Source organism: Cupriavidus sp. HE11 (assembly GCF_056097175.1).
Genome location: NZ_CP184465.1, coordinates 1,808,357 through 1,829,310, shown reverse-complemented (window position 1 = coordinate 1,829,310; position 20,954 = coordinate 1,808,357). Strand labels below are relative to the sequence as shown.

Sequence of the window (20,954 nt, the reverse complement as noted above, 5' to 3'; positions counted from 1 at the left end):
CAGCCGATTGTAAGCACGTAATGGTTAGGCTACGAGACAGGCGAGGCGGGCGATATTGGCCCATGGTCCAGCGCTGGAGCCAAGTCGGGCCCGGGAATGGGGGGGGCAGGATGGGGCCGGCCCCGGCGCCGGAGAGGCGTGGAACGGGGGCGGCATCGTACCGCGCCCCGGTGGGACGGACGGACGGTGTCAGGTGGCCGGATCGGCCACCATGCCCATGCGGTCGGCGATGCGGACCAGCGCTGGCAGGGAATCCACTTCCAGCTTCTGCATCACGTGGGCGCGATGCACCTTGATGGTCTTCTCGACCGTGCCAAGCCGGTTGGCCACCTGCTTGTTGCGGAAGCCCGTGACAATCCAGGCCAGCACTTCGCGCTCGCGCGGCGTCAGGCGGTCGATCTTCTTCTGCAGGTCGCGCAGTTCACTGGCCTGCGCAAACTGGCGCGTGGCACATTCGCAGCCCTTGTTCACCGCCGCCAGCAACTGTACGTCCGATACCGGCTTCTGCAGGAAGTCGATGGCGCCGGCCTGCATCGTCACCACCGCGCTGGCTACGTCGGCATGGCCGGTCAGGATGATGACCGGAAGCCGGCTGCACAGCGCCTGCTGCAGGTCGATGCCGCTGATGTCGGGCAACTGCAGGTCCAGCAACACGCAGCCCGGCGTGTCGTCGATGTCGGCTTCCTCCAGGAACTGGCTGGCGGACGCGAATCCCGCGGTGAGATAGCCGTGCGCGCCCAGCACGCGACCCAGCGCCCGTCGCACGCTGTCGTCATCGTCAACAATATAGATGGTGGTCCTGGTCACGAGCATGGAGTCTTATCTCCTGGAAAATGCAGTCCTGAACCGGGCCGCCACGACCGCCGGCGCGCGATGATGCGCCGTGACCGAGGCGGAGTCTTCGGTGCGCAACAGGCATTCGAACGTCATGCCCTTGTCGCTGTTGCGGATGGCGCGCAGCCGGCCGCCGTTGCGCTCCATGAGTGCGCGGCTGAACGACAGGCCCAGGCCCATGCCTTTGGGCTTCGATGAAAAGAACGGGCGAAAGATCTTGTCGAGGTCGCCCTCGGCCACGCCGCAGCCGTTGTCGCGCACGGTCAGCTTCAGCACACCGTCCTGCGCGGACGCGGCAACCGATACCTTGCGCGCCCCGCGCGCGTGCGCGGCCTCCACGGCATCCAGCGCATTGACCAGCAGGTTCAGCAGCACGAGCTGGATCTCCATCGGATCGCCCACGGCGCGGGGCAGCTGTCCGTCAGCCTCGCCATCGACGGTCACCTCGCGCGCCCTGGCTTCGTCGCGCACCAGTTCCAGCGCACGCACGATCACGTCGCCGATCTGGAATGGCACCAGGTGGGGAGCCTCGCCCCGGATCAGCGCGCGCACGCCCTTGACGATGTCGCTGGCGCGCGAGGCGTCGCTGACAATGTCGTCGAGGATTTCGCGGATCTCCGCCTGGTCTGGCGTGCCCGACAACAGGTACTCGCGCGCGGCCTGGGCGTTGCTTGTGATGGCGGTCAGCGGCTGGTTCAGTTCATGCGCCAGCGACCCTGCCAGTTCGACCATGCCGGGGCGGCTGGCGATGTCCGAGAACGGGCTGGTGTCGACCACCCGCAAGGTATCGTCACGACGGCGCGGTGTGGTGCGCGGACGTGGCAGCACGCCCATCGCCAACGCGACGGAGGCCCCCATCAGCAACATCGTGACCCATCTCATGGCCTGGCGTGCTCAGATTTCGAGCTTGCTGATCTTGGTGCCTTCCAGCGACAGGTTGGCCATCAGCCCGGCGTTCGTCAGCACGAATCCAATGATCGGTGCACGGGCCGTGTTGGTGTCGACCTGCCCGTTCGCGCCGATGGTCGCCAGCGCCACCGATCCGTCCACGCCAGCCGTCCAGCCCTTGCTGGCCTCGAATGCCTTCAGCGCGTCGTCGGTCATGAACATCATGATGAGCGCCTTGGACTGTGCGCCAGCCAGAAAGCCGAACGACGCAGTCGTGGTGCGGTAATAGCCCACCGGTGAATTGGCCACCCGGAGCGATCCTTCGCCATACTCGGCGCCGACAATAAACCCGGCAGCCAGGATCTTGGGAAACACGAGTATGCCCTTGGCCTTCTCCGCTAGGGCTTGTGACGAGCTGGCGGACGCAAACAGCTTGCTCATGGTGCCATCCACGCCGGCGTCGATCTCGCGGCGCTTGGCCGCCGCATCGCTGCCTGACATATTGGTGGTACAACCAAACAATGCCGGCGCCAATGCCAGTGAAGGCAGGCTCATGAACAGCCGTCGATTCATCATGGTCTCCCAGACAGAACGGGGAGCAAGCCAGGGCGGCCGGCCCTACAACGGGCTGCGGCCAGCTACGAGCCGCGGCGCCAGATCCATGAAGCGTCCCTGGGCGTGCCTACCCCACGCCAAATACGATTGATGCTTATTGCTTTTTCTGGATATCCCGTAAGTGCCATATCAAAGTAGGTCGATGACCTGCCGATTGCAATCTTTACTTCCACACACATGTAAAGATGAAACACGGGCGCAAAAAATATCAGGACGCCACGCGCATGCCGTTAATTGGCGATTAATAATCAGGCGAAGCGCACGGTACCCGATACCGCCCGGCAGGACGCCGGGACGGGATTATTTGAATTAACCAGCCTGCTTAGTATTCGTCCGCACAGAAATGAGAATTGGCGCGTGTCAGGGCGTGCCGAATCTCATCAAGCGGGACCGGGAAGGAAAATGCCCTGGCGCGGCAAGCATACCGGCCAGGGCATTTGCATGGAAGGGAAAGGTCGGCCAATGGCGGCCGGCCGGGTCAATCGGCGCTGGCAGCCGTCATCGGTTGCAGCAGTTCCGGCGCCACCTTGCTCCACCCCGTGCCGGGGTCGAACGTATCGATACCCGCGGCCCGGTTGGCGGTATCGCGGCCAAGGTCGCGCTCGTAGACCTGGCCGTCATGGCTGACCATGAAGCTCTTGATGCCGGTATCGCCATAGCGTGCGGGCCATGCCAGCACCGCAAACCCGCCGAACAGCTTGCCGTTGACCAGATACGTGTACTTGCCACCGGTTGCAGTCGGACCCTGTCCGTTGAGCAGCTTGTAGCGGTAGCCGTTATAGCCGTCCGATGCACTGCGATGGCTCGCGACGGCATCGATGAACGCTGGCCCGAGCGGGCTTTCCGGCTCGCCCGGGCGCGTCGGCCAGTAGAGCCCGTCCTTCTTGCCCGGCGAACTGACCAGCTTGCGCGCGTAGACCAGGAGGCCATTGCCCTCGTGGTTGCCCAGCGCGTAGTCGTGCTGGGCGTCGTAGATTGCCAGCATGGTCTGGATGGTCGACAGTTCATTCCGGCCAATGCGGCGCAAGCGGATCTCCCCGATGCCCTGCTTGGCATCGAAGTGCCAGCGTCCGTTGGTCTTGACCAGCGGAATCGGCAGCGTCCAGCCGTTGTCGCCGACCGCCACGCGCGCAGTGCCGTCGTCGCCACCCACAATGCGGTGCGACTGGCTCCATGCCGACAGGAAGCGGTATCGCTGGTCCGCGCCCACCGGCGGGATCATGCGGCGCGCCTCGGCGCCCAGCAGCGCGGTCACGGCCGCGTCGTTGCTGGTGGCTACGGCGTCGCCAAACGCGTTCATGGCGGCCTCGGGGGTATCGAACGCCTTCTGGGCCTGCGCGGCCGACATCAGCGCCGCGCCCAGCACCAGCGGCAGAACGGTACGCGCGATGCGCGACGGCAGGATTGCTTTCATTGCACGCATGCCTGACACCTCGTGGTTGTCATCGCCCATCTCCGGCTACCGGCGACCGCCGCCGCCACGGCCACCGCCGCCGCCACCAAATCCGCCACCACCGCCGCCCCGGCCGCCGCCGCCACCCTGGAAGCCACCGCCGCCACCGCCCCGGCTTGCGCCGCCGCCACCCTGGAAGCCGCCACCACCGGCGCTGCGCTGGGCCGCGCCCTGCCCGCCGCCATAGCCACCGCCGCCCGAACTGGCACGTCCGCGGTCGAAGTCGCGTTGCGACGATGCGCCGCTGCCGCCCACGCCCTGGAACGCGCTGTCCCGGCCGCCGCCACCGTAGCTGGTGCGATTCGCGCCGCCACCGCCGCGATCTCCGGCGCCCCCGCGATCCGTGGACATCCTGTCGCCGGTGCTGGCACGATCGCCGCCCACGCCCTGGCCACGATCGCCGGCACGATTGCCGCCCCGGTCTCCGGCACGATCCCCTGCACGGTCCCCTGCGCGATCCGCGCTGCGGTCGCCGGCCCGGTTACCCGAGCGATCTCCCGCGCGGTCGCCTGCACGATCCCCGCCACGGTCGCCCTCGCGCCCGCGGAAGTCATTGCGCCGGTCCGCGCCGCCCACGTTGTTGCCGAACTTCTCGCGCGTGGCGTTATCGCGATAGGCCACGCCCTTGCGATGGCTGGAGTCGTGTTTCCACTTGCCGCCCTCGACGCTGCTGCGGTTGAAGCTGCGGTCGATGTTGGTGGCACGGTTCACGTTGACATTCACGTCACCGCCGCCCCAGTTGCAATTGCCGAAGATCGCGCCGGCAGCCGCCAGGCCCACGCCCCAGGCAAACCCGGTTGCCAGCGCGGCGCCCGGGTAGTAGGCCGGATACGGCGGCCAGTAGTACGGCGGGTAGCTCGGATAGCCCCAGCTGCCGTAGACGGTGGCCGGGTTGTAGGCCGGCACGTAGATCACCTGCGGATTGGCCGGCTCGATGATGATGGTCTGCTGCGTGCCGCTGCTTTGCGTGGCCGGCTGGACCGTCACGTTCTGCTGCTCGTTCGACTTCAGGTTGCCGGACTGCTGGGCCTTGTTGCGCAACCGCTGCACGGCGGCCAGCACGTCCTTTTCCTGGGCCAGGAAGGCGTCGCCAAGCTTCTGTGTCCAGTCGAGCTTGTCGTTCATTGGCTCCAGCACCTGCGGAAACGCCACCAGCGACTTCACGCTGACATCCCATGGCTGATCCTGCACGGCCTTCACGGCCGCATCGCCCTTCAGGCTCGAATTGGCCTTCTGCCAGCGCGCGGCCTGCACGATTTCCAGCGGATAGGTTGACGCCATCAGCACCTGCGACAGCACCGAATCCGGATACAGCGCGATAGGCGCCACCAGCGCCTCGATTTCCTCGGGCTTGAAGGTCTGCTGCCCCGCTGTCTCCTGCTGGCCCTGCGCCGGCGGCGGCGCTGCCGCAGGCTGCTGGCCCGGGGCCGGCTGCTGTGCCCAGGCGCTGCCCGTGGAGACCAACAGGCCGGCAAGCATCCAGTGGCCGATGCATCGCATGCGCCGCATATGTCGCCCGCTGCCACCCCTCATGGCGTCCCTCCGCAAAATGGTGCCGACTTCCCCTTCTCCGGCTATCAGCACAACATATAGATGGCGGCCAGACGCGCCGCAATGGAACCTTGGGCCAATACGCCGCTTGACGGGCCCGGTGGCGCCTTGTCCATACGGCTTTGGTCCAATTCGCAAGCCGCCCCGCGCTGGCGTACGCTTGGCACCATTGCCGTTCGCCGCCGGGCCTATCCGGCCGACCCCATGGGCCGCATGACGCTTCCAGGATCCGGTTTCGTCCGTCGGCGCTGCCTGGCCGCGCTGCTGCCCGCCGCGCTGCTGTGGGGCGGCGCGGTGCCGGCGCTCGCGCAGCAGCAGCCTCCCGATTTCCAGGTGGTGTTTGGCCCGGCCGTCCAGCGGCAGGCCAATGCAGTGCTGACGCTGATGAGCTTTTCGGTGGTACCCGACCTGGCGTCGAGTTCACTGTCGATCTCGAACGGGCAGACCGCCAACCCCGGCATCGTCATGTCGCAGCTGGGCGGCGGCTTCACGCTCAGCAAGTCCACCCCGATCTATATGGAAGGGTCGATCGCCTACAGCCGATACGACCCCACCTTCGTGGCATCGAACGGCACGGAGTCGCGCGAACTGCCCACACGCTGGAATACCGTGGCCGGCACCGTCGGCATCGGCTGGGACTTCCCGCTGACGGAGAGCAAGGAACTGGTGTTCCGCCCGATCTTCAATGCGTCGCTGGGCAATGTGTCCAGCGACCTGCGGCTGGCACAAGGCTTCGTGAACCACAAGACCGACCGCAACATCAATTTCCTCGACGGCGGATCGCTCAACGCCTACGGGCTGGGTGGATCGGTCATGATCGACTGGGAACACTATCGGCCCGAGCACGACATCGACGTGGAACTGCGCTACACCAATATCCACCTGAAGAGCTTTGGCGGCTCGTCGGATGCGGTACAGGGATCGGCCATTGCCCAGACCGCCAACCTGTACGCGCGCTGGCGCGCCCCGACCGGCTACTTCGCGATGGACCGGCCCGTGCGCTACGTGCTCGAACTGTCGCACTCGCACTACCTCGGGGCACAGGCCGGCGCGCTGGGCTTCAACTACCTGACCACGCTGGGGATGGGCCTGGAACTGGACACCACGGCACATGAAGTCTTCGTCACGCGCGTGCGCGCGGTGGTGCGCTACGTCTTCGGCAACAACGTGTCCGGCGTGTCGCTGGGCCTGGCCGCCAGCTTCTGACACCTCACACCCCGTCCGCCCCGCCGCCCAGCACCTTGTACAGCGTCACCAGGTTGTCCTGCCACGTCAGCCGCAGCGTGACGAGGTCCTGCTGCGCGGCGTACAGCGAACGCTGTGCCACCAGCACGCTCAGATAGCTGTCCACGCCCTTGCGGTAGCGCGCCAGCGACAGGTCGTAGGCGGCCTGGCTGGCATCGGTCAGCGATTGCTGCGCCGCCAGCCGTTCGTCGATCGTGCCGCGCGTGGCCAGCGCATCGGCTACCTCGCGAAAGGCGGTCTGGATGGCCTTCTGGTAGTTCGCCACCTCGATGCGCCCGCTGACCTTTGCCGCATCGAGATTGGCGCGATTGGCTCCGCCATCGAACAGCGGCAGGCTCACCGACGGCGCGAACGCCCAGGCGCCCGTCCCCGCCTTGAACAGTCCGGACAGCTCGCCGCTAGCCGTTCCGGCACTGGCCGTCAGGCTGATACGCGGGAACAGCGCCGCGCGGGCCGCACCGATGTTGGCATTGGCCGCCTGCAGCGTATGTTCGGCCTCGCGCACATCGGGCCGATCCAGCAGCACGTCGGACGAAACGCCCGCCGACACCTCGCGGACCACACCCGCCGTCAGGTCTTCCAGCGGAGCGACATCGTCCGGGATTTCCGCACCAAGCAGCAGCGCCAGCGCATTGCGGTCCAGCGACATCTGCGCGGTATAGCGCGCCACGTCCACGCGCGCACTGTCCACGCTGGTCTGCGCCTGCTTCAGGTCCAGCGCCGACGCCGTGCCCAGCTCGAAGCTGCGTTGCGTGATGTCGTACGTGCCGCGCTGTGCGGCCAGCGTCTGCTGGGCCAGCTTGTACAGGGCGGCATCGCTGCTCCATGTCAGATAGGCCGTGGCAACCTCGGACACCAGCGTCACCTGTGCCGCGCGGCGTGCCGCCTCGGTACCCAGATAGGTCTGCAGCGCCTGGTCGCGCAGGCTGCGCACGCGGCCAAACAGGTCCAGCTCGTAGCTCGCGGCGCCGACGCCCACGCTGTATTGATGCGTCGTGGTAGCCGACGTGGTGCCGGCGTACGATGCCGGCGTGCGCGATGCAGAGCCGTCCGCGGTGGCATTGATCGTCGGAAACAGCGCTGCCCGCTCGACCTGGTACTGCGCGCGCGCCTTCTCGACATTGAGCAGGCTGACGCGCAGGTCGCGATTGTTGTCCAGCGCCAGCACGATCAGGCGCCTCAGCGTGGCGTCGGTGATGGCCTCGCGCCACGGCAGGTCACTGGCCGCCACCTCGCCAGCGCCATCGGCGGTGGTCTTTCCCTGCGATTCGCCGCCGGGCAAGGCGGCAGGCGTGGCGCTGTCCGGCCGCTGATAGGCAGGCGCCATCGTGCTGCACCCGGCCAGCGCCAGCAGGCAGGCCAGCGCCACGGCCGCGATCGTCGGTCTTTGCATCATGCTTGCTCCTGTGTGTCTGCATCCAGTGCAAGACGCTTGCGCTCCGTGGCGCGCCGCGCCATCACGTCGGTAATCATGTGGAAGAACAGGGGCGCGTAGAAGATGCCGAGCAGCGTGGCCGCCAGCATGCCCCCGGCCACGCCGGTACCCAGTGCGTTCTGGCTGCCCGCGCCTGCCCCGGTGCTGGTCGCCAGCGGCAGCACGCCAAGGATGAACGCGAACGACGTCATCAGGATCGGCCGCAGGCGCATGCGCACGGCCTGCAGCGTGGCGCGGGTCAGATCGATGCCCTCCGCATAGAGCTGCCGGGCAAACTCGACGATCAGGATCGCGTTCTTGGCCGACAGCCCGATCGTCGTCAGCAGCCCCACCTGGAAGTAGATGTCGTTGTCGAGCCCCCGCAGCGTGGCCGCCACCAGCGCGCCCAGGATGCCGAGCGGCACCACCAGCATCACCGAGAACGGAATCGACCAGCTCTCGTAGAGCGCAGCCAGGCACAGGAACACGAACAGCACCGAGATGGCGTACAGTGCCGGCGCCTGGGACCCGGACATGCGTTCCTGGTCCGACAATCCGGTCCACTCGTGGCCGATACCGTCGGGCAGCGTCTGCAGGATCCGCTCGATGGCCGCCATGGCCTCGCCCGAGCTGTGGCCCGGCGCGGCTTCACCCACGATCTCGACGGCGGAAACGCCGTTGTACCGCTCCAGCCGGGGCGGCCCCTGCGTCCATGACGCACTGGCGAACGACGAGAACGGCACCATGTCGCCATCGCTGTTGCGCACGTACCAGTGGTCGATGTCTTCGGGCATCATGCGGCTCGACGCCATGCCCTGCACATAGACCTTCTTGACACGCCCCTGGTGCAGGAAGTCGTTCACATATGCGCCGCCCCATGCCGTCGACAGCACGTCGTTGATGTCCGCCACGCTTACGCCCAGCGCACCGGCCCTGGCGTGGTCGATATGCAGGCTGACCTGCGGCGTATCGTCCTGCCCGTTCGGGCGCACGGCCACCAGTGCCGGGTCCTTTGCCGCGGCCGCCAGCAACGCATCGCGCGCAGCCATCAGCTTGTCGTGGCCGAGCCCACCGGTATCCTTGAGCTGCAGGTCGAATCCGGTGGAGTTGCCCATGCCCATCACGGCCGGCGGCACCATCGGGAATACGTTGGCCTCGCGGATTTTCGCGAACGCACCCCGGGCACGCGCGGCGATGGCGGCAGCCCGCAGCGACGCCTTGTCGCGCACGCTCCAATCCTTGAGCTGCGCGAACACCATGGCGTTGTTCTGGCCATTGCCGCCGAAGCTGAACCCCACCACCGCGAACACCGATGCGACGGCATCCTTTTCCTGCCCCAGATAGTATTGCTCCACCTGCTTGATGACCTCCAGCGTCCGGGCCTGTGTGGCGCCGGCCGGCAGCTGCACCTGCGTCATCAGGATGCCCTGGTCCTCCTCGGGCAGGAACGATCCCGGCAGGCGCGCCAGCAGCAGCGCCATGACGATACCCAGCGCCGCATACAGCGCCAGGTAGCGGCGGCGGCGCCCCAGCATGCCGCGCACGGCACCTTCATAACGGGACGCGCCGCGGTCGAATGTACGGTTGAACCAGCCCGCCAGCCCGCGCGTCGCCAGCGCATGGCCGCCCTTGCCGTGCGGCTTCAGCAGTGCCGCGCACAGCGCGGGCGTCAGCACCATCGCCACCACCACCGACAGCGCCATGGCCGAGACGATCGTCACCGAGAACTGCCGGTAGATCACGCCGGTAGAGCCGCCAAAGAAGGCCATCGGCACGAACACGGCCGACAGCACCAGCGCGATGCCGATCAGCGCGCCCGTGATCTGCGACATCGACCGGCGCGTGGCTTCCCTGGGCGGCAGCCCTTCCTCGGCCATCACGCGCTCGACGTTCTCCACCACCACGATGGCATCGTCGACCAGCAGCCCGATCGCCAGCACCACGCCAAACATCGTCAGCGTATTGATCGAGAAACCCAGCGCCGCCAGCACGCCGAACGTGCCAAGCAGCACCACGGGCACGGCAATGGTCTGAATCAGCGTGGCCCGGAAGTTCTGCAGGAACACGTACATGACCAGGAAGACCAGCGCGATGGCTTCCACCAGTGTCTTCACCACTTCCTGGATCGACAGCGTCACGAACGGCGTGGTGTCATACGGATAGACGGCCTTGACGCCGGCCGGCAGCGACGCCGACAGCTCCGCCACCTTGGCCTTGACCGCCTGCGCGGTGCTGAGCGCATTGGCGCCGGTAGCCAGCTTGATACCCAGCCCGGTAGCCGGCTTGCCGTTGTAACGCGACGTGGAGTCGTAGCTCTCGCTGCCGATTTCCGCGCGGGCCACATCGCGCAGCCGCACCGTGGCGCCGTCGGTCGTGGTCTTGAGCAGGATGGCCTCGAATTCCTCGGGCGTCTGCAGGCGGCTTTGCGCCGTCACGGTGGCGTTGAGCTGCTGCCCCGCCACCGACGGTGCGCCGCCGATCTGCCCGGCCGATACCTGCGTGTTCTGCGCCTCGATGGCCGTCTTGACATCGGCCGGCACCAGCTGGAAGCTGCGCAGCTTGTCGGGGTCCAGCCAGATGCGCATCGCGTACTGCGATCCGAAGACCTGCACATCGCCCACGCCATCCACGCGGCTGATCGGGTCCTGGATGCTGGACACCGCATAGTTCGACAGGTCGGCCTGGCTCATCTTGCCGTCCTCCGACACGAAGCCGACGATCAGCAGAAAGCTGGTGGACGACTTGGTCACCGACACGCCCAGCTGCTGCACCGTGGCGGGCAGCAGCGATGTTGCCAGTTGCAGCTTGTTCTGCACCTGCACCTGTGCGATATCGGGATCGGTGCCGGCATTGAACGTCAGCCGGATCGAGGCATTGCCCGCGGAGTCGCTCGACGACGACATGTAGCGCAGGTTGTCGATGCCCTTCATCTTCTGCTCGATCACCTGCGTGACGCTGTCCTCGATGGTCTTGGCCGAAGCGCCCGGGTAGGTCGCGGCGATGCTGACCGACGGCAGCGCGATCTCGGGATACTGCGCCACCGGCAGGGTGCGGATCGCCAGCCCGCCGGCCAGCATGATGACGATGGCAATGACCCAGGCAAAGATGGGCCGGTCGATAAAGAAGCGCGACATCGTTATTCGGCCCTCCCGGCCTGCGTGGCACCGGCCTGCGCATTGTTGGCAACCACGGGCGCCGCGGCGTGCCCGCCGCCGGCCGCCACCGGCGTGACAGCCATGCCGTCACGCACCTTCTGCAGGCCGTCCACCACCACGCGATCCCCGGCACTGATGCCCGAGGCGATCACCCAGCTGGTGCCCGCGCTGCGCGACGTGCTGACCTGCCGCACATGGATGCGGTTTTCGCCGTCTAGCACCATCACGGTCGGATTGCCCTTGCTGTCGCGGCTCACGCCCTTCTGCGGCACCAGCAGCGCCTTGTCGTCCGTGCCCTCCTGCAGCACGGCGCGCACATACATGCCCGGCAGCAACTGGTGCGCCGGATTCGGGAACGTGGCCCGCAGCGTCACGGCACCGGTGCCCTGGTCCACCGAGACGTCGGTGAACTGCAGCTTGCCGCCCAGCCCGTAGGCGCTGCCGTCCTCGAGCACCAGGCCGACATCGGCACCGCCCCGCCGCATCGAGCCATCGGCCAGCCGGGCGCGCAGCCGCAGCAGTTCGGCGCTGGACTGCACCACGTCGACATAGACGGTGTCGAGTTGCTGCACCGTCGCCAGGGCCGTGGTCTGGCTGGCCGTCACCAGCGCCCCGGGCGTGACACCCGACTTGCCGATCTGGCCCGCGATGGGCGACGTCACCCGCGTGCGCTGCAGGTCGATGCGGGCGCTCTGGAGCGACGCCTCGTTGGCGATGACATCGGCCTCGCAGGCATCCAGCGACGCCTTGGCGTCGTCGTAGTCCTGCTGGCTTACGCCCTTGATGTCGAGCAGTTCCTTGTAACGCTGCGCCTTGAGCCGGGCTGCCGCCAGCGATGCCCGCGACTTGGCCACCGCGCCGCGCGCGTTGTCATAGGCCGCCTGATAGGACGCGGGGTCGATCTGGTAGAGCACGTCGCCGGCCTTGACCTGGCCGCCTTCGGTGAACAGCCGCTTCTGCACGATGCCGCCGACCTGCGGGCGCACCTCCGCCACCAGCGCGGCCGACACCCGGCCCGGCAGTTCGGTGGTCAGCGTGGTACTGGCCGGCGCGATCGTGACCACGCCGACTTCCGGCAGCGCGGCGGCCGGCGCGGCGCCTTCGTTCCCGTGGCAGCCGGCCATCAGCGTGGCGGCGACCAGCACCGTGCCCAGCGGCAGCACGCGGTGGATTCCTGTTGTCATGCATTCCCTTCCTGAAACCGGCGGCATGACGAAGTGATGCAAAATCAACGTCGAGCCCCGGACGATTGGCTTGCAGTCATTGTCGCGAGGGGCCTTTCCGGCAGGGGTAAGCAACTGCAAAGGAATACGTAAAGAACCTGTAAAGCCGGCCGGCCACCGGCTCGGTGGCGGCGCAGATGGCCGATAATGCGGCATCGGAATACGGACCAAGACGTGGAAATCCTGCTGATCGACGACGATGCGGAGCTGTGCGACATGCTGGGCGAATACCTGGCGGGCGAAGGCTTTGCCGTGACCGCCTGCGCCAATGGCGAAGCCGGCGCGGAGCTTGCCACGTCGGGCCGGTTCGTGGCGGTGCTGCTCGATATCATGCTGCCGCGCGTGAGCGGCATCGAAGTGCTGCGCGAGATCCGCACCCGCAGTACGGTGCCCGTCATCATGCTGACGGCCAAGGGCAGCGACATCGACCGCGTCATCGGCCTGGAACTGGGCGCGGACGACTATGTGCCCAAACCCTGCTATCCGCGCGAACTGGTGGCCCGGCTGCGCGCGGTGCTGCGCCGGACCCAGGGCGGTGCCAGCACCGAACCCGCCGACGAACTGACGGCCGGGCCGGTCACGATCGTCTCGTCCCAGCGCAGCGCCCGCGTGGACGCACAACCGCTGGAACTGACCGTCACCGAATTCAACCTGCTCGAATTCCTGGTGCGCCACGCCGACCGCGCGGTGTCGAAGGACGACCTGTCGCTGCAGGTACTGGGCCGCCCCCGCATGCAGTACGACCGCAGTCTCGACGTCCATGTCGGCAACCTGCGCCAGAAGCTGACAGCCGCGGGGGCGCCCGAATCGATGCTTGCCACGGTCTGGGGCTTCGGCTACCGGCTCGATGGCCAACAGGGTGACTGAACGATGCAGCGCCACGCGGAGACTTCCATCCACAACCGTCCCGACACCCCCAACACCCCGGACGCGCCCGACGCGCCCAGGCCGCCACGCCGCTCCTGGCTGGGCCGCCTGCCCGTGGGCGGGCTGTTCTGGAAGATCATGGCCGGCTTCTGCCTGACCGTGACGGCCGTATCGATCGGCATCTGGCTATGGTTCACCGTACTGCGCAACGATGCGCCGCACGTGCAGCTCATCCATGAAATACAGCAGGCTTCCGCGCGCAACACGCTGGCTGCCGCGCGGACGCTGATGGAGACGGGCGGACAGCCCGCGCTTGAACGCTTCCAGCGCGAACTGGTCGGCCAGGGCACGCTCACATGGTCGCGTGTTTCCACCACGTCCGATCCGCTGGCCGAGGATCTCGTCTGGAGTCCGGACGGCCAGCCGTGGCAGATCCACTATGCGCCGCCCGACGTACTGTCGCGGCTGCCGCCCGATACCGGGCCGCCTGCGCCGATCATCGTGCTCTACGTGCTCTGCGGCCTGCTCTACAGCATCGCGCTGGCCTGGTACCTGACCGCGCCGCTGCAACGGCTGCAGCGCGCGTTCGACCGCTTTGGCGCCGGCGACCTGGCGGTGCGCACGGCTGCCGGCGTGCAGGGCCGCCACGACGAGATTGCCGAACTGTCGCGCGACTTCGACGCCATGGCCGCACGCATCGCCCAGCTCGTGGAAGGCCGCGAGCGGCTGTTGCACGATGTCTCGCACGAACTGCGCTCGCCGCTGGCACGGCTGCACGTGGCGGCCGGGCTGGCGCGCCAGGACCCCGCGCGGATCGGCCAGTCGCTGAACCGCATCGAACGCGAGGCAGCGCGCCTGAACGAACTGGTTGCCGGCTTGCTGACGCTGTCGCGGATCGAAAGCGGGAACCAGCCTGCGGCCGACCATTTCGACCTGCGAGAACTCTGCGAAGCCGTGGCCGCCGATGCCGATTTCGAAGGCTCGCACCGTGGCGTGCGCATCCGTTTCGACGCGGCATCGCCAGGCGAGGCGCCGATGCGTGGCAACCTGGAACTGATCCGCCGGGCCGTCGAGAACGTCGTGCGCAACGCACTGCATGTGTCGGCAGCGGGCCAGACCGTGACAGTCAGTTTCGTCCATGACACCGACCGCCGCCAGTACCGCATCTGCGTGTCCGACCAGGGACCGGGCGTGCCGCCGCAGTTGCTGCAGACCATGTTCGAACCGTTCGTCCAGGCCCAGGCCAATCAGGGCGGCTTCGGCCTGGGCCTGTCGATTGCCCGGCGCGCCATCGCCGCTCACGGCGGCACCGCCTCCGCCGCCAATCGCGCGCAAGGCGGCCTGGACGCCAGCATCGTGCTACCCGCGACTTCGGCCACCGCCGGCACCGAACCGCAGCGGCTGGTCTGACGGCTGTCGCGCGCCCTCTGACGGCTCGGAGAATTCCGAGTCAGTCATTCTTTGCGAGATTTTCGAAGTTTTCCGAAATATCTCGTCCCGCCCGTACTTTGATTGACCCGCCGTAGCCGCATCGCTTACGTTGGCGCCCGTTGTTGAAGAAACACAGGCGCCGGGCCGGGTCATGTCGATGCCCCTGAACGCATCCGCCCGCCCCATAGCCAGCCATCGCCCCCAGCGACCAGCAAGCCTCCGCGTCACACCTACTCCGCCCCCCTTCGACCACGCCCGCGCACCCGTCGCCTGACCGGTGCAACGGATGCCTGCATCCGTCCCGATTGTTGTCGTCAAGCTGGAGCTCAGTTGTGCAGCAGAAAATCCTCTCGTCATCGATCCGCGTGCTGGTGTCCGGCGCGGCAAGCACCGGTACCGCCCTCACGATCACGGCGCTTCCACAGATCGCCCACGCCCAGGCCGCCACGGTGCTGCCGGCGGTCACCGTGACCGGCAAGGGCATCGAGAACACCAATGAAGCGTCCACCGGCATCGCGCGGCTGCCCGATACCGTGAAGGAAACGCCCAAGACCATCTTCGTCATTCCGCGCGACGTGCTGGAGCAGCAGCAGGTGACCTCGCTGGAACAGGCGCTGAAGAACGTGCCCGGCATCACGATTTCCACCGGCGAGGGCAATGGCGGCCAGAACGGTGACCAGTTCCGCATTCGCGGCCTGTCGGCCAAGGGCGATGTCTACATCGATGGCCTGCGCGACTTCGGCGCCTACCGGCGCGACAGCTTCAACACGGACAGCGTCGAAGTCATCAAGGGGCCATCCGGCGAGAGCTTCGGCGTGGGCAACCTGGGCGGCCTGATCAACCAGACTTCGAAGAAGGCCGGCAAGGGCACCCGTACCAGCATCGACCAGAGCTTCGGGGCCGGCCCGACCTACCGCACCATGCTCGACGGCAACTACCAGCTCGGCGAGACCACCGCCTTGCGCATCAACGGCATGTTCCAGGACGGCCGCGTGCCCGACCGCGATCATGTGGACGATGACCGGCGCGGCCTGGCCATCGACTTCGGCACGGGTCTGGGCACGCCCACCGAATGGCACCTGAACTACGCGTACCTGCATCGCAGCGGCGCGCCCGACTACGGGGTGCCGATGGCACAGGACACCGACGGCGTGTACCGCCCGATCACCGAGTACGATGTGCCGGGCCTGTCGCGGTCCACTTCCTATGTGCGCAATACCGACCGCGACACCAGCGACGCGCATGTGGTGACTTCGCTCCTCCAGACGACGACAGGCAACGGCATCACGCTGAACAACGACACGCGCTTCAGCTACTACGACCGCGACTTCTCGGGCACCAACCCCGCCGGGGTGAACCAGGCCACGCTGCAGAAGCTGCTGGCGGGCGGCAACGCGCCGCTGCGGTACGGCGCACGCGGCGGCATGACATACATGCAGCGGGGCTGGGGTCTGCAGAACGTGCTGAGCGCCAGGGGCGAGTTCCATGCCGGCAGCTTCCGCCACCGCGCCATGGCCGGGCTGGACATGAACTACCAGCGCGATCATCGCGACATCGGCAGCTGGACCGGCCGCCTGAACAACCAGACCATCGTCGACCCGGTGTTCGACGCCAGCAAGAATGTGAGCGTCAACTACGTGGCCACGCGCGACGCCAACTCCACCAATGTCGGCGTATTCCTGAACGACCGTTTCTGGCTGACAGACCAGGTCTCGCTGCTCGGCAGCCTGCGCTGGGACTACTTCCGCAGCGAATATGAGACCAGCGCCTCGACGGCGGGCGGCACGGCGGATTCGAAGAAGCTGAGTCCGGCCATCAGCGCGATCTGGGAGCCGACCCAGGACACCATGTTCTACGCGTCGTTCTCGCGCTCTTACCGGCCCGTGGGCACCGATATCGCACTGGCCGTGGGCGGCGTGCAGACCGAGGTGCCGAAGGCCGGAGCGGCCAACGAGCCGGAGCGGTCGGATACCGTGGAAGTCGGCACCAAGCTGGACTTCCTCGACAAGCGCCTGGGCGTGACCGGGGCGTTGTTCCAGATCCGGAAATCCAACGCCTACACGGTCGACCCCGTGACAGGCGCGGTTGCCAACGGCTTCTCCGACAGCGGCGAGGGCCGGCGCATACGCGGTGCCGAGCTGGGACTGACGGGCCGGATCACCACGAACTGGTCGGCCAATCTGGCCTATGCGTACCTGGATGGCGAGGTGACAGCGGCCGCCAGGCCGGCGCTGGTGGGCAAGGTGGCGCCCGGCGTACCGCACCACAACCTGACGCTGTGGACAGCGTATGACATCCCGCACGCGCTCGTGCCATTGCCCGGCAAGCTGACGCTGGGCGGCGGCGTGCGGTACGCGTCCGGCTATTGGGCGAATTCCGAAAACACGGGCCGCGTGCCCGACACCTTCTCGCTCGATGCCATGCTGGCCTACCAGCAGGGCAGGTTCCGGGCGTCGCTCAACGGCTACAACCTCACCAACAGCCTGAACTATGCATCGGCGTTCAACGCAACACGGGCGGTGCCGGCCTCTGGCCGCACCGTGCTGTTCAACGTCGGCGTGACGTTCTGATCCTGCCGCAACCGGGCCAGCCCCCTCGCGGGGCTGGCCGTCCTCCCCGAGAATCCCCACCATGCTGATCCGGATCCCCGATGTCCTGACTCCCGACGAAGTCCGCACGCTCAGGCAGCGCCTGGAGGCGTCGTCCTGGGTGGATGGCCGCGTCACGGCCGGCGACCTGGCCGCGCAGTCCAAGGCCAACCTGCAACTGCCAACGCATACCGCCGACGCACTGGAACTGGCCGACTTCATCCTGCAGGCGCTGGGCCGTTGCGCGGCCTACCATTCGGCCGCGCTACCGCTGCGGGTACTGCCGCCGATGTTCAACCGCTACGAAGCCGGCATGACGTTCGGCACGCACGTCGACAACGCCATCCGCACCATGCCCGGCACGGGCGGCCTGCGCATGCGCGCCGACGTCTCCAGCACATTGTTCCTGTCGGACCCCGACGAATACGACGGCGGCGAACTGGTCATCGAGGACCTGTTCGGCACGCACACCGTCAAGCTGCCGGCCGGGCATATGGTGGTGTATCCTGCCTCGTCGCTGCATCGTGTCACGCCCGTCACGCGTGGCTGCCGCTGGGCCTCGTTCTTCTGGGCCCAGTCGATGGTCAAGGACAACGGCATGCGCACCACGCTGCACGACCTCGACATGACGATCATCGGCATCCGCACGCGCCTTGGCGACGGCGACGACGCGGTGCTGTCTCTGGTCAACCACTATCACAACCTGCTGCGGCGCTGGGCCGAGCTTTGACGATGATTCCTGCCGATACCGTTTCCGTGCGCGACTACGAGCGCCGCTTCCACGAGTGCGTGCATCCGGCTGTTGCCGGGTATATCGCCGGATATGGGGCCGACGGCATCACCCAGCGCGACAACCAGTCGGCCTTCGAGCGCATCCGCCTCATGCCGCGCGCCATGGTCGACATGTCGCAGGCGTCGGCACGCTCGGAACTGTTCGGCCAGGAACTCGACTATCCGCTGCTGATCGCCCCCACCGCCTATCACAAGCTCGTGCATCCCGATGGCGAACTGGCTACGGTACATGCGGCATCGCTGACGCGTACATGGATGACGGTCAGCACGCAGGCCAGCGTATCGCTGGAGGACATCGCCCGCACCTCCACCACGACGCTGTGGTTCCAGCTCTACCTGCAGCCGCGCCGCGAAGACACCCTGACCCTGTTGCGCCGCGCCGAGCAGGCCGGCTACCGGGCCATCGTGCTGACGATCGATGCCGTGGTCAATGGCATCCGCAATGTCGAGCAGCGCGCCGGATTCCGGCTGCCCGATGGCGTCAGGGCCGTCAACCTGGCGGACTTGCCACCCCAGGAGGCCCACGATGCCAGCCACGGCAGCCCCGTGTTCCGGAGCATGCTGCGCCACGCGCCGACCTGGCAGGATGTGGCATGGCTGTGCGGTCAGACGCCGCTGCCGGTGCTGGTCAAGGGGATGCTCAATCCGGCCGACGTACGGCCGGCGCTCGATGCCGGGGTGGCAGGCATCATCGTCTCGAACCATGGCGGGCGCACGCTGGACACCGTGCCGGCCACCATCGACGCACTGCCGGCCGTGGCGCAGGCTGTCAACGGTGCGGTGCCGATCCTGCTCGATGGCGGCATCCGGCGCGGCACCGATATTGTCAAGGCCATCGCGCTGGGCGCCAGGGCGGTACTGATCGGCCAGCCGATCCTGCACGCGCTGGCGGTGGGCGGCATGCCCGGCGTGGCGCATATGCTGACGATGTTGCAGACGGAACTGGAAGTGTCGATGGCACTGCTGGGCTGTCCGCGTCTCGACGCGCTCGACAGCGCTGCCATCCAGCTACGATAGGCGAGGCCGTGGCCGAGCGTGCCGGTGCCGGCATCGGCTCGCTCCGGCAGTACTTCATCGGCAGGGCTGCGGCGAGATGGTCTCCGATGCGCTGCAAGCCCTGTTCACCGCCATCGTGCGCCGCATGGTGTCCGATCCCACGCAGGCCGACCTGGTGCTTCTTCGGCCGCACGCCGGCCGTGCTTCAGTTTCCGGCCGGTGCTGCCGTTATACCTATCGGGCACATGTCACCCGCGCATCCGCTGCCCATCGCATGCGGCGATGCGCGCCTGATCTAGCTGAACGGAGCCAGTAGTGAGTATTGACAGCATCATGTCGAAACAGGTAGCCACCGTGGTCTTCGATGACACGTTGGCAACGGTAAAAGACATTTTTGACGCCGCGAGTTTCCACCATCTGCTGGTGGTGGAAGACGGCAGGTTGCACGGAGTGGTGTCGGATCGCGACCTGCTGCGGGCCATGAGTCCCTTTATCGGCAGCAACGTGGAATCCGCCAGGGATCTCAATACGCTGAACCGGCGCGTGCACCAGATCATGTCCCGCCAGCCGATCACGCTGCGCCCGGAAGCCGCCATCGCCGATGCGATCGACCTGTTTCTGACCCACCAGGTGTCGTGCATTCCCATCGTGGACGAGTGTTTCCGGCCGGTCGGCATCGTGAGCTGGCGCGATATCCTGCGCGCACTGCGCCCCGAGACCCCGCAGGCCGCTGACGGTACTGAGGGTGCTGACGCAGCAGAGGCTGCGGCCGGCGCGGCCTGACCCTTGCGCCTGCGCGCCGGCCGCGCCTAAGCGGCGGTCGCGTACAACGGCAGGGCCACGGTCACCGTGGTCTGTCCATCGCCCGACGCGGCGGCAATGGTGCCGCCATGCAGTTCGACGATCGACCGGCAGATGGCAAGCCCGATCCCCATGCCATCGTCCTTGGTACTGAAGAACGGCTCGAAGATCCGGGCCAGTTGGTCGGGTTCGATACCACGGCCATTGTCGATGACCTCGATCACGGCCATGCCGTCGCCGCGGTGTCGCGTACGCAACGTCACGCGGGCGCCGCCCGCCGGGCCGTCGCGCCTGGCCTCCACCGCATTGAGCAACAGGTTGAGCATGACCTGCTGGATCTGCACGCGGTCGCCATGCACCGGCGGCAACGACGCGTCGAGATCGAGCCGGAGGTCCACGCAGGCGACACTGATCCGGCAATCGGCCAGCGGCAGCACCTCGTGCAACGCATCGTCCAGGCGGAAGGGCTGGGGCGGCAGCGGCTCGCGCCGCATCAGCGCGCGCAGGCTGCGGATCACGCGCTCGGCGCGCTCGGATTGTTCCTGGATGCGGCGGATGCCTTCGCTGACTTCGCCGGCCATCGGCGCATCGCGCTTCATCCAGCGCTCGATGGTGCCGGCCTCGATGCGAATGGCGGTCAGCGGCTGGCGGATTTCATGCGCGATCGACGCGGCCAGCGTGCCCAGCGTAGCCACGCGCGACAGATGCACCATCTGCTCCTGCAGGCACTGGACGATTGCCGTCTCGGTGCGGCACGCGCCGGCGTCGGGGCCGGCACCGCTGAGATTTTCCTGAATACGCCGTTCGATGGCCTGCGCGACGTCGCGCACCATGCGGATGGCGTCCAGCTGGAATGCCGCCCCCGCGGGCGGGTCGCTTTGTGGTGCCACGGCGGCGTCTCCAGTTGGCAACAATGAAACACCGCAAGCGGCCAGAGGACCGGAAGCTTGTGGCTTCCGGCGGCGCGCCATGCGGCAGTCAGACGCAATCTACGGCATGCCCGGGGAATTGACTTGTCGATTTGTGCCGCGCCTGGAACGTCTGTGCGCTGAATTGCCGCGTTATCAGTGACCGTCATGCCGCTTTTCCGGCTTCGATCCC

The 20,954-nt window shown here is 67.2% G+C and carries 16 protein-coding genes; 7 read left to right on the top strand and 9 right to left on the bottom strand.

Features of this window, described 5'->3' with window-relative positions; genetic code table 11:
• Positions 1 to 189: 189 nt before the first annotated feature.
• From ACOABP_RS25520 to ACOABP_RS25500, 5 genes are all read right to left on the bottom strand, one after another.
• The gene (locus ACOABP_RS25520) at positions 190 to 813 is read right to left on the bottom strand and encodes a response regulator transcription factor (RefSeq protein ID WP_474228457.1); all 624 of its coding nucleotides are present in this window, start codon (positions 811 to 813) and stop codon (positions 190 to 192) included.
• A 6-nt stretch (positions 814 to 819) separates the two neighbouring features.
• Entirely contained in the window at positions 820 to 1,716 is an 897-nt protein-coding gene (locus ACOABP_RS25515; protein ID WP_474228456.1) for a sensor histidine kinase, read from the bottom strand.
• A 12-nt stretch (positions 1,717 to 1,728) separates the two neighbouring features.
• Positions 1,729 to 2,295 carry a BPSL1445 family SYLF domain-containing lipoprotein gene (locus tag ACOABP_RS25510; protein WP_474230551.1) on the bottom strand — a complete coding sequence of 189 codons (567 nt, stop codon included), beginning with the start codon at positions 2,293 to 2,295 and terminating at the stop codon, positions 1,729 to 1,731.
• 520 nt (positions 2,296 to 2,815) lie between these two features.
• Entirely contained in the window at positions 2,816 to 3,760 is a 945-nt protein-coding gene (locus ACOABP_RS25505) for a DUF2950 domain-containing protein (RefSeq protein WP_474228455.1), read from the bottom strand.
• A 36-nt stretch (positions 3,761 to 3,796) separates the two neighbouring features.
• Positions 3,797 to 5,299: a DUF3300 domain-containing protein gene (locus ACOABP_RS25500; RefSeq protein ID WP_474230550.1), complete on the bottom strand. Its 1,503-nt coding sequence runs from the start codon at positions 5,297 to 5,299 to the stop codon at positions 3,797 to 3,799.
• A gap of 246 nt (positions 5,300 to 5,545) precedes the next feature.
• On the opposite strand from ACOABP_RS25500, the gene ACOABP_RS25495 reads away from it, so the two are divergent.
• Positions 5,546 to 6,547: a hypothetical protein gene (locus ACOABP_RS25495; protein ID WP_474230549.1), complete on the top strand. Its 1,002-nt coding sequence runs from the start codon at positions 5,546 to 5,548 to the stop codon at positions 6,545 to 6,547.
• Positions 6,548 to 6,551: 4 nt separating this feature from the next.
• Here ACOABP_RS25495 and ACOABP_RS25490 read toward each other — a convergent pair whose 3' ends face one another.
• From ACOABP_RS25490 to ACOABP_RS25480, 3 genes are read right to left on the bottom strand one after another with little or no spacing between them, the layout of a single operon-like run.
• Positions 6,552 to 7,979: an efflux transporter outer membrane subunit gene (locus ACOABP_RS25490; RefSeq protein WP_474230548.1), complete on the bottom strand. Its 1,428-nt coding sequence runs from the start codon at positions 7,977 to 7,979 to the stop codon at positions 6,552 to 6,554.
• Positions 7,979 to 11,134, bottom strand: coding sequence for an efflux RND transporter permease subunit (locus tag ACOABP_RS25485; protein WP_474228453.1), 3,156 nt, complete (start codon positions 11,132 to 11,134; stop codon positions 7,979 to 7,981). The genes ACOABP_RS25490 and ACOABP_RS25485 overlap by 1 nt, the downstream gene beginning before the upstream one ends.
• Before the next feature lie 2 nt (positions 11,135 to 11,136).
• Entirely contained in the window at positions 11,137 to 12,339 is a 1,203-nt protein-coding gene (locus tag ACOABP_RS25480; RefSeq protein WP_474228452.1) for an efflux RND transporter periplasmic adaptor subunit, read from the bottom strand.
• A 255-nt stretch (positions 12,340 to 12,594) separates the two neighbouring features.
• On the opposite strand from ACOABP_RS25480, the gene ACOABP_RS25475 reads away from it, so the two are divergent.
• The 6 genes from ACOABP_RS25475 (at position 12,595) to ACOABP_RS25450 (ending at position 19,835) form a co-directional block, all read left to right on the top strand.
• Positions 12,595 to 13,245, top strand: a complete 651-nt coding sequence (locus ACOABP_RS25475; RefSeq protein WP_474230547.1) for a response regulator transcription factor — start codon at positions 12,595 to 12,597, stop codon at positions 13,243 to 13,245.
• A gap of 3 nt (positions 13,246 to 13,248) precedes the next feature.
• Positions 13,249 to 14,655, top strand: a complete 1,407-nt coding sequence (locus ACOABP_RS25470; protein ID WP_474228451.1) for a HAMP domain-containing sensor histidine kinase — start codon at positions 13,249 to 13,251, stop codon at positions 14,653 to 14,655.
• A 353-nt stretch (positions 14,656 to 15,008) separates the two neighbouring features.
• Positions 15,009 to 17,246: a TonB-dependent receptor gene (locus tag ACOABP_RS25465; RefSeq protein ID WP_474228450.1), complete on the top strand. Its 2,238-nt coding sequence runs from the start codon at positions 15,009 to 15,011 to the stop codon at positions 17,244 to 17,246.
• 61 nt (positions 17,247 to 17,307) lie between these two features.
• On the top strand, positions 17,308 to 17,994 hold the full coding sequence (locus ACOABP_RS25460) for a Fe2+-dependent dioxygenase (protein ID WP_474228448.1): 687 nt from the start codon (positions 17,308 to 17,310) through the stop codon (positions 17,992 to 17,994).
• Positions 17,995 to 17,996: 2 nt separating this feature from the next.
• Entirely contained in the window at positions 17,997 to 19,073 is a 1,077-nt protein-coding gene (locus ACOABP_RS25455; RefSeq protein ID WP_474228446.1) for an alpha-hydroxy acid oxidase, read from the top strand.
• A gap of 294 nt (positions 19,074 to 19,367) precedes the next feature.
• A complete protein-coding gene (locus ACOABP_RS25450; RefSeq protein WP_474228445.1) occupies positions 19,368 to 19,835 on the top strand; it encodes a CBS domain-containing protein in 468 nt (155 codons plus the stop codon).
• 26 nt (positions 19,836 to 19,861) lie between these two features.
• Here the strand turns inward: ACOABP_RS25450 and ACOABP_RS25445 are convergent, their stop codons facing one another.
• Positions 19,862 to 20,743 carry a sensor histidine kinase gene (locus tag ACOABP_RS25445; protein ID WP_474228443.1) on the bottom strand — a complete coding sequence of 294 codons (882 nt, stop codon included), beginning with the start codon at positions 20,741 to 20,743 and terminating at the stop codon, positions 19,862 to 19,864.
• Positions 20,744 to 20,954 lie beyond the last annotated feature (211 nt).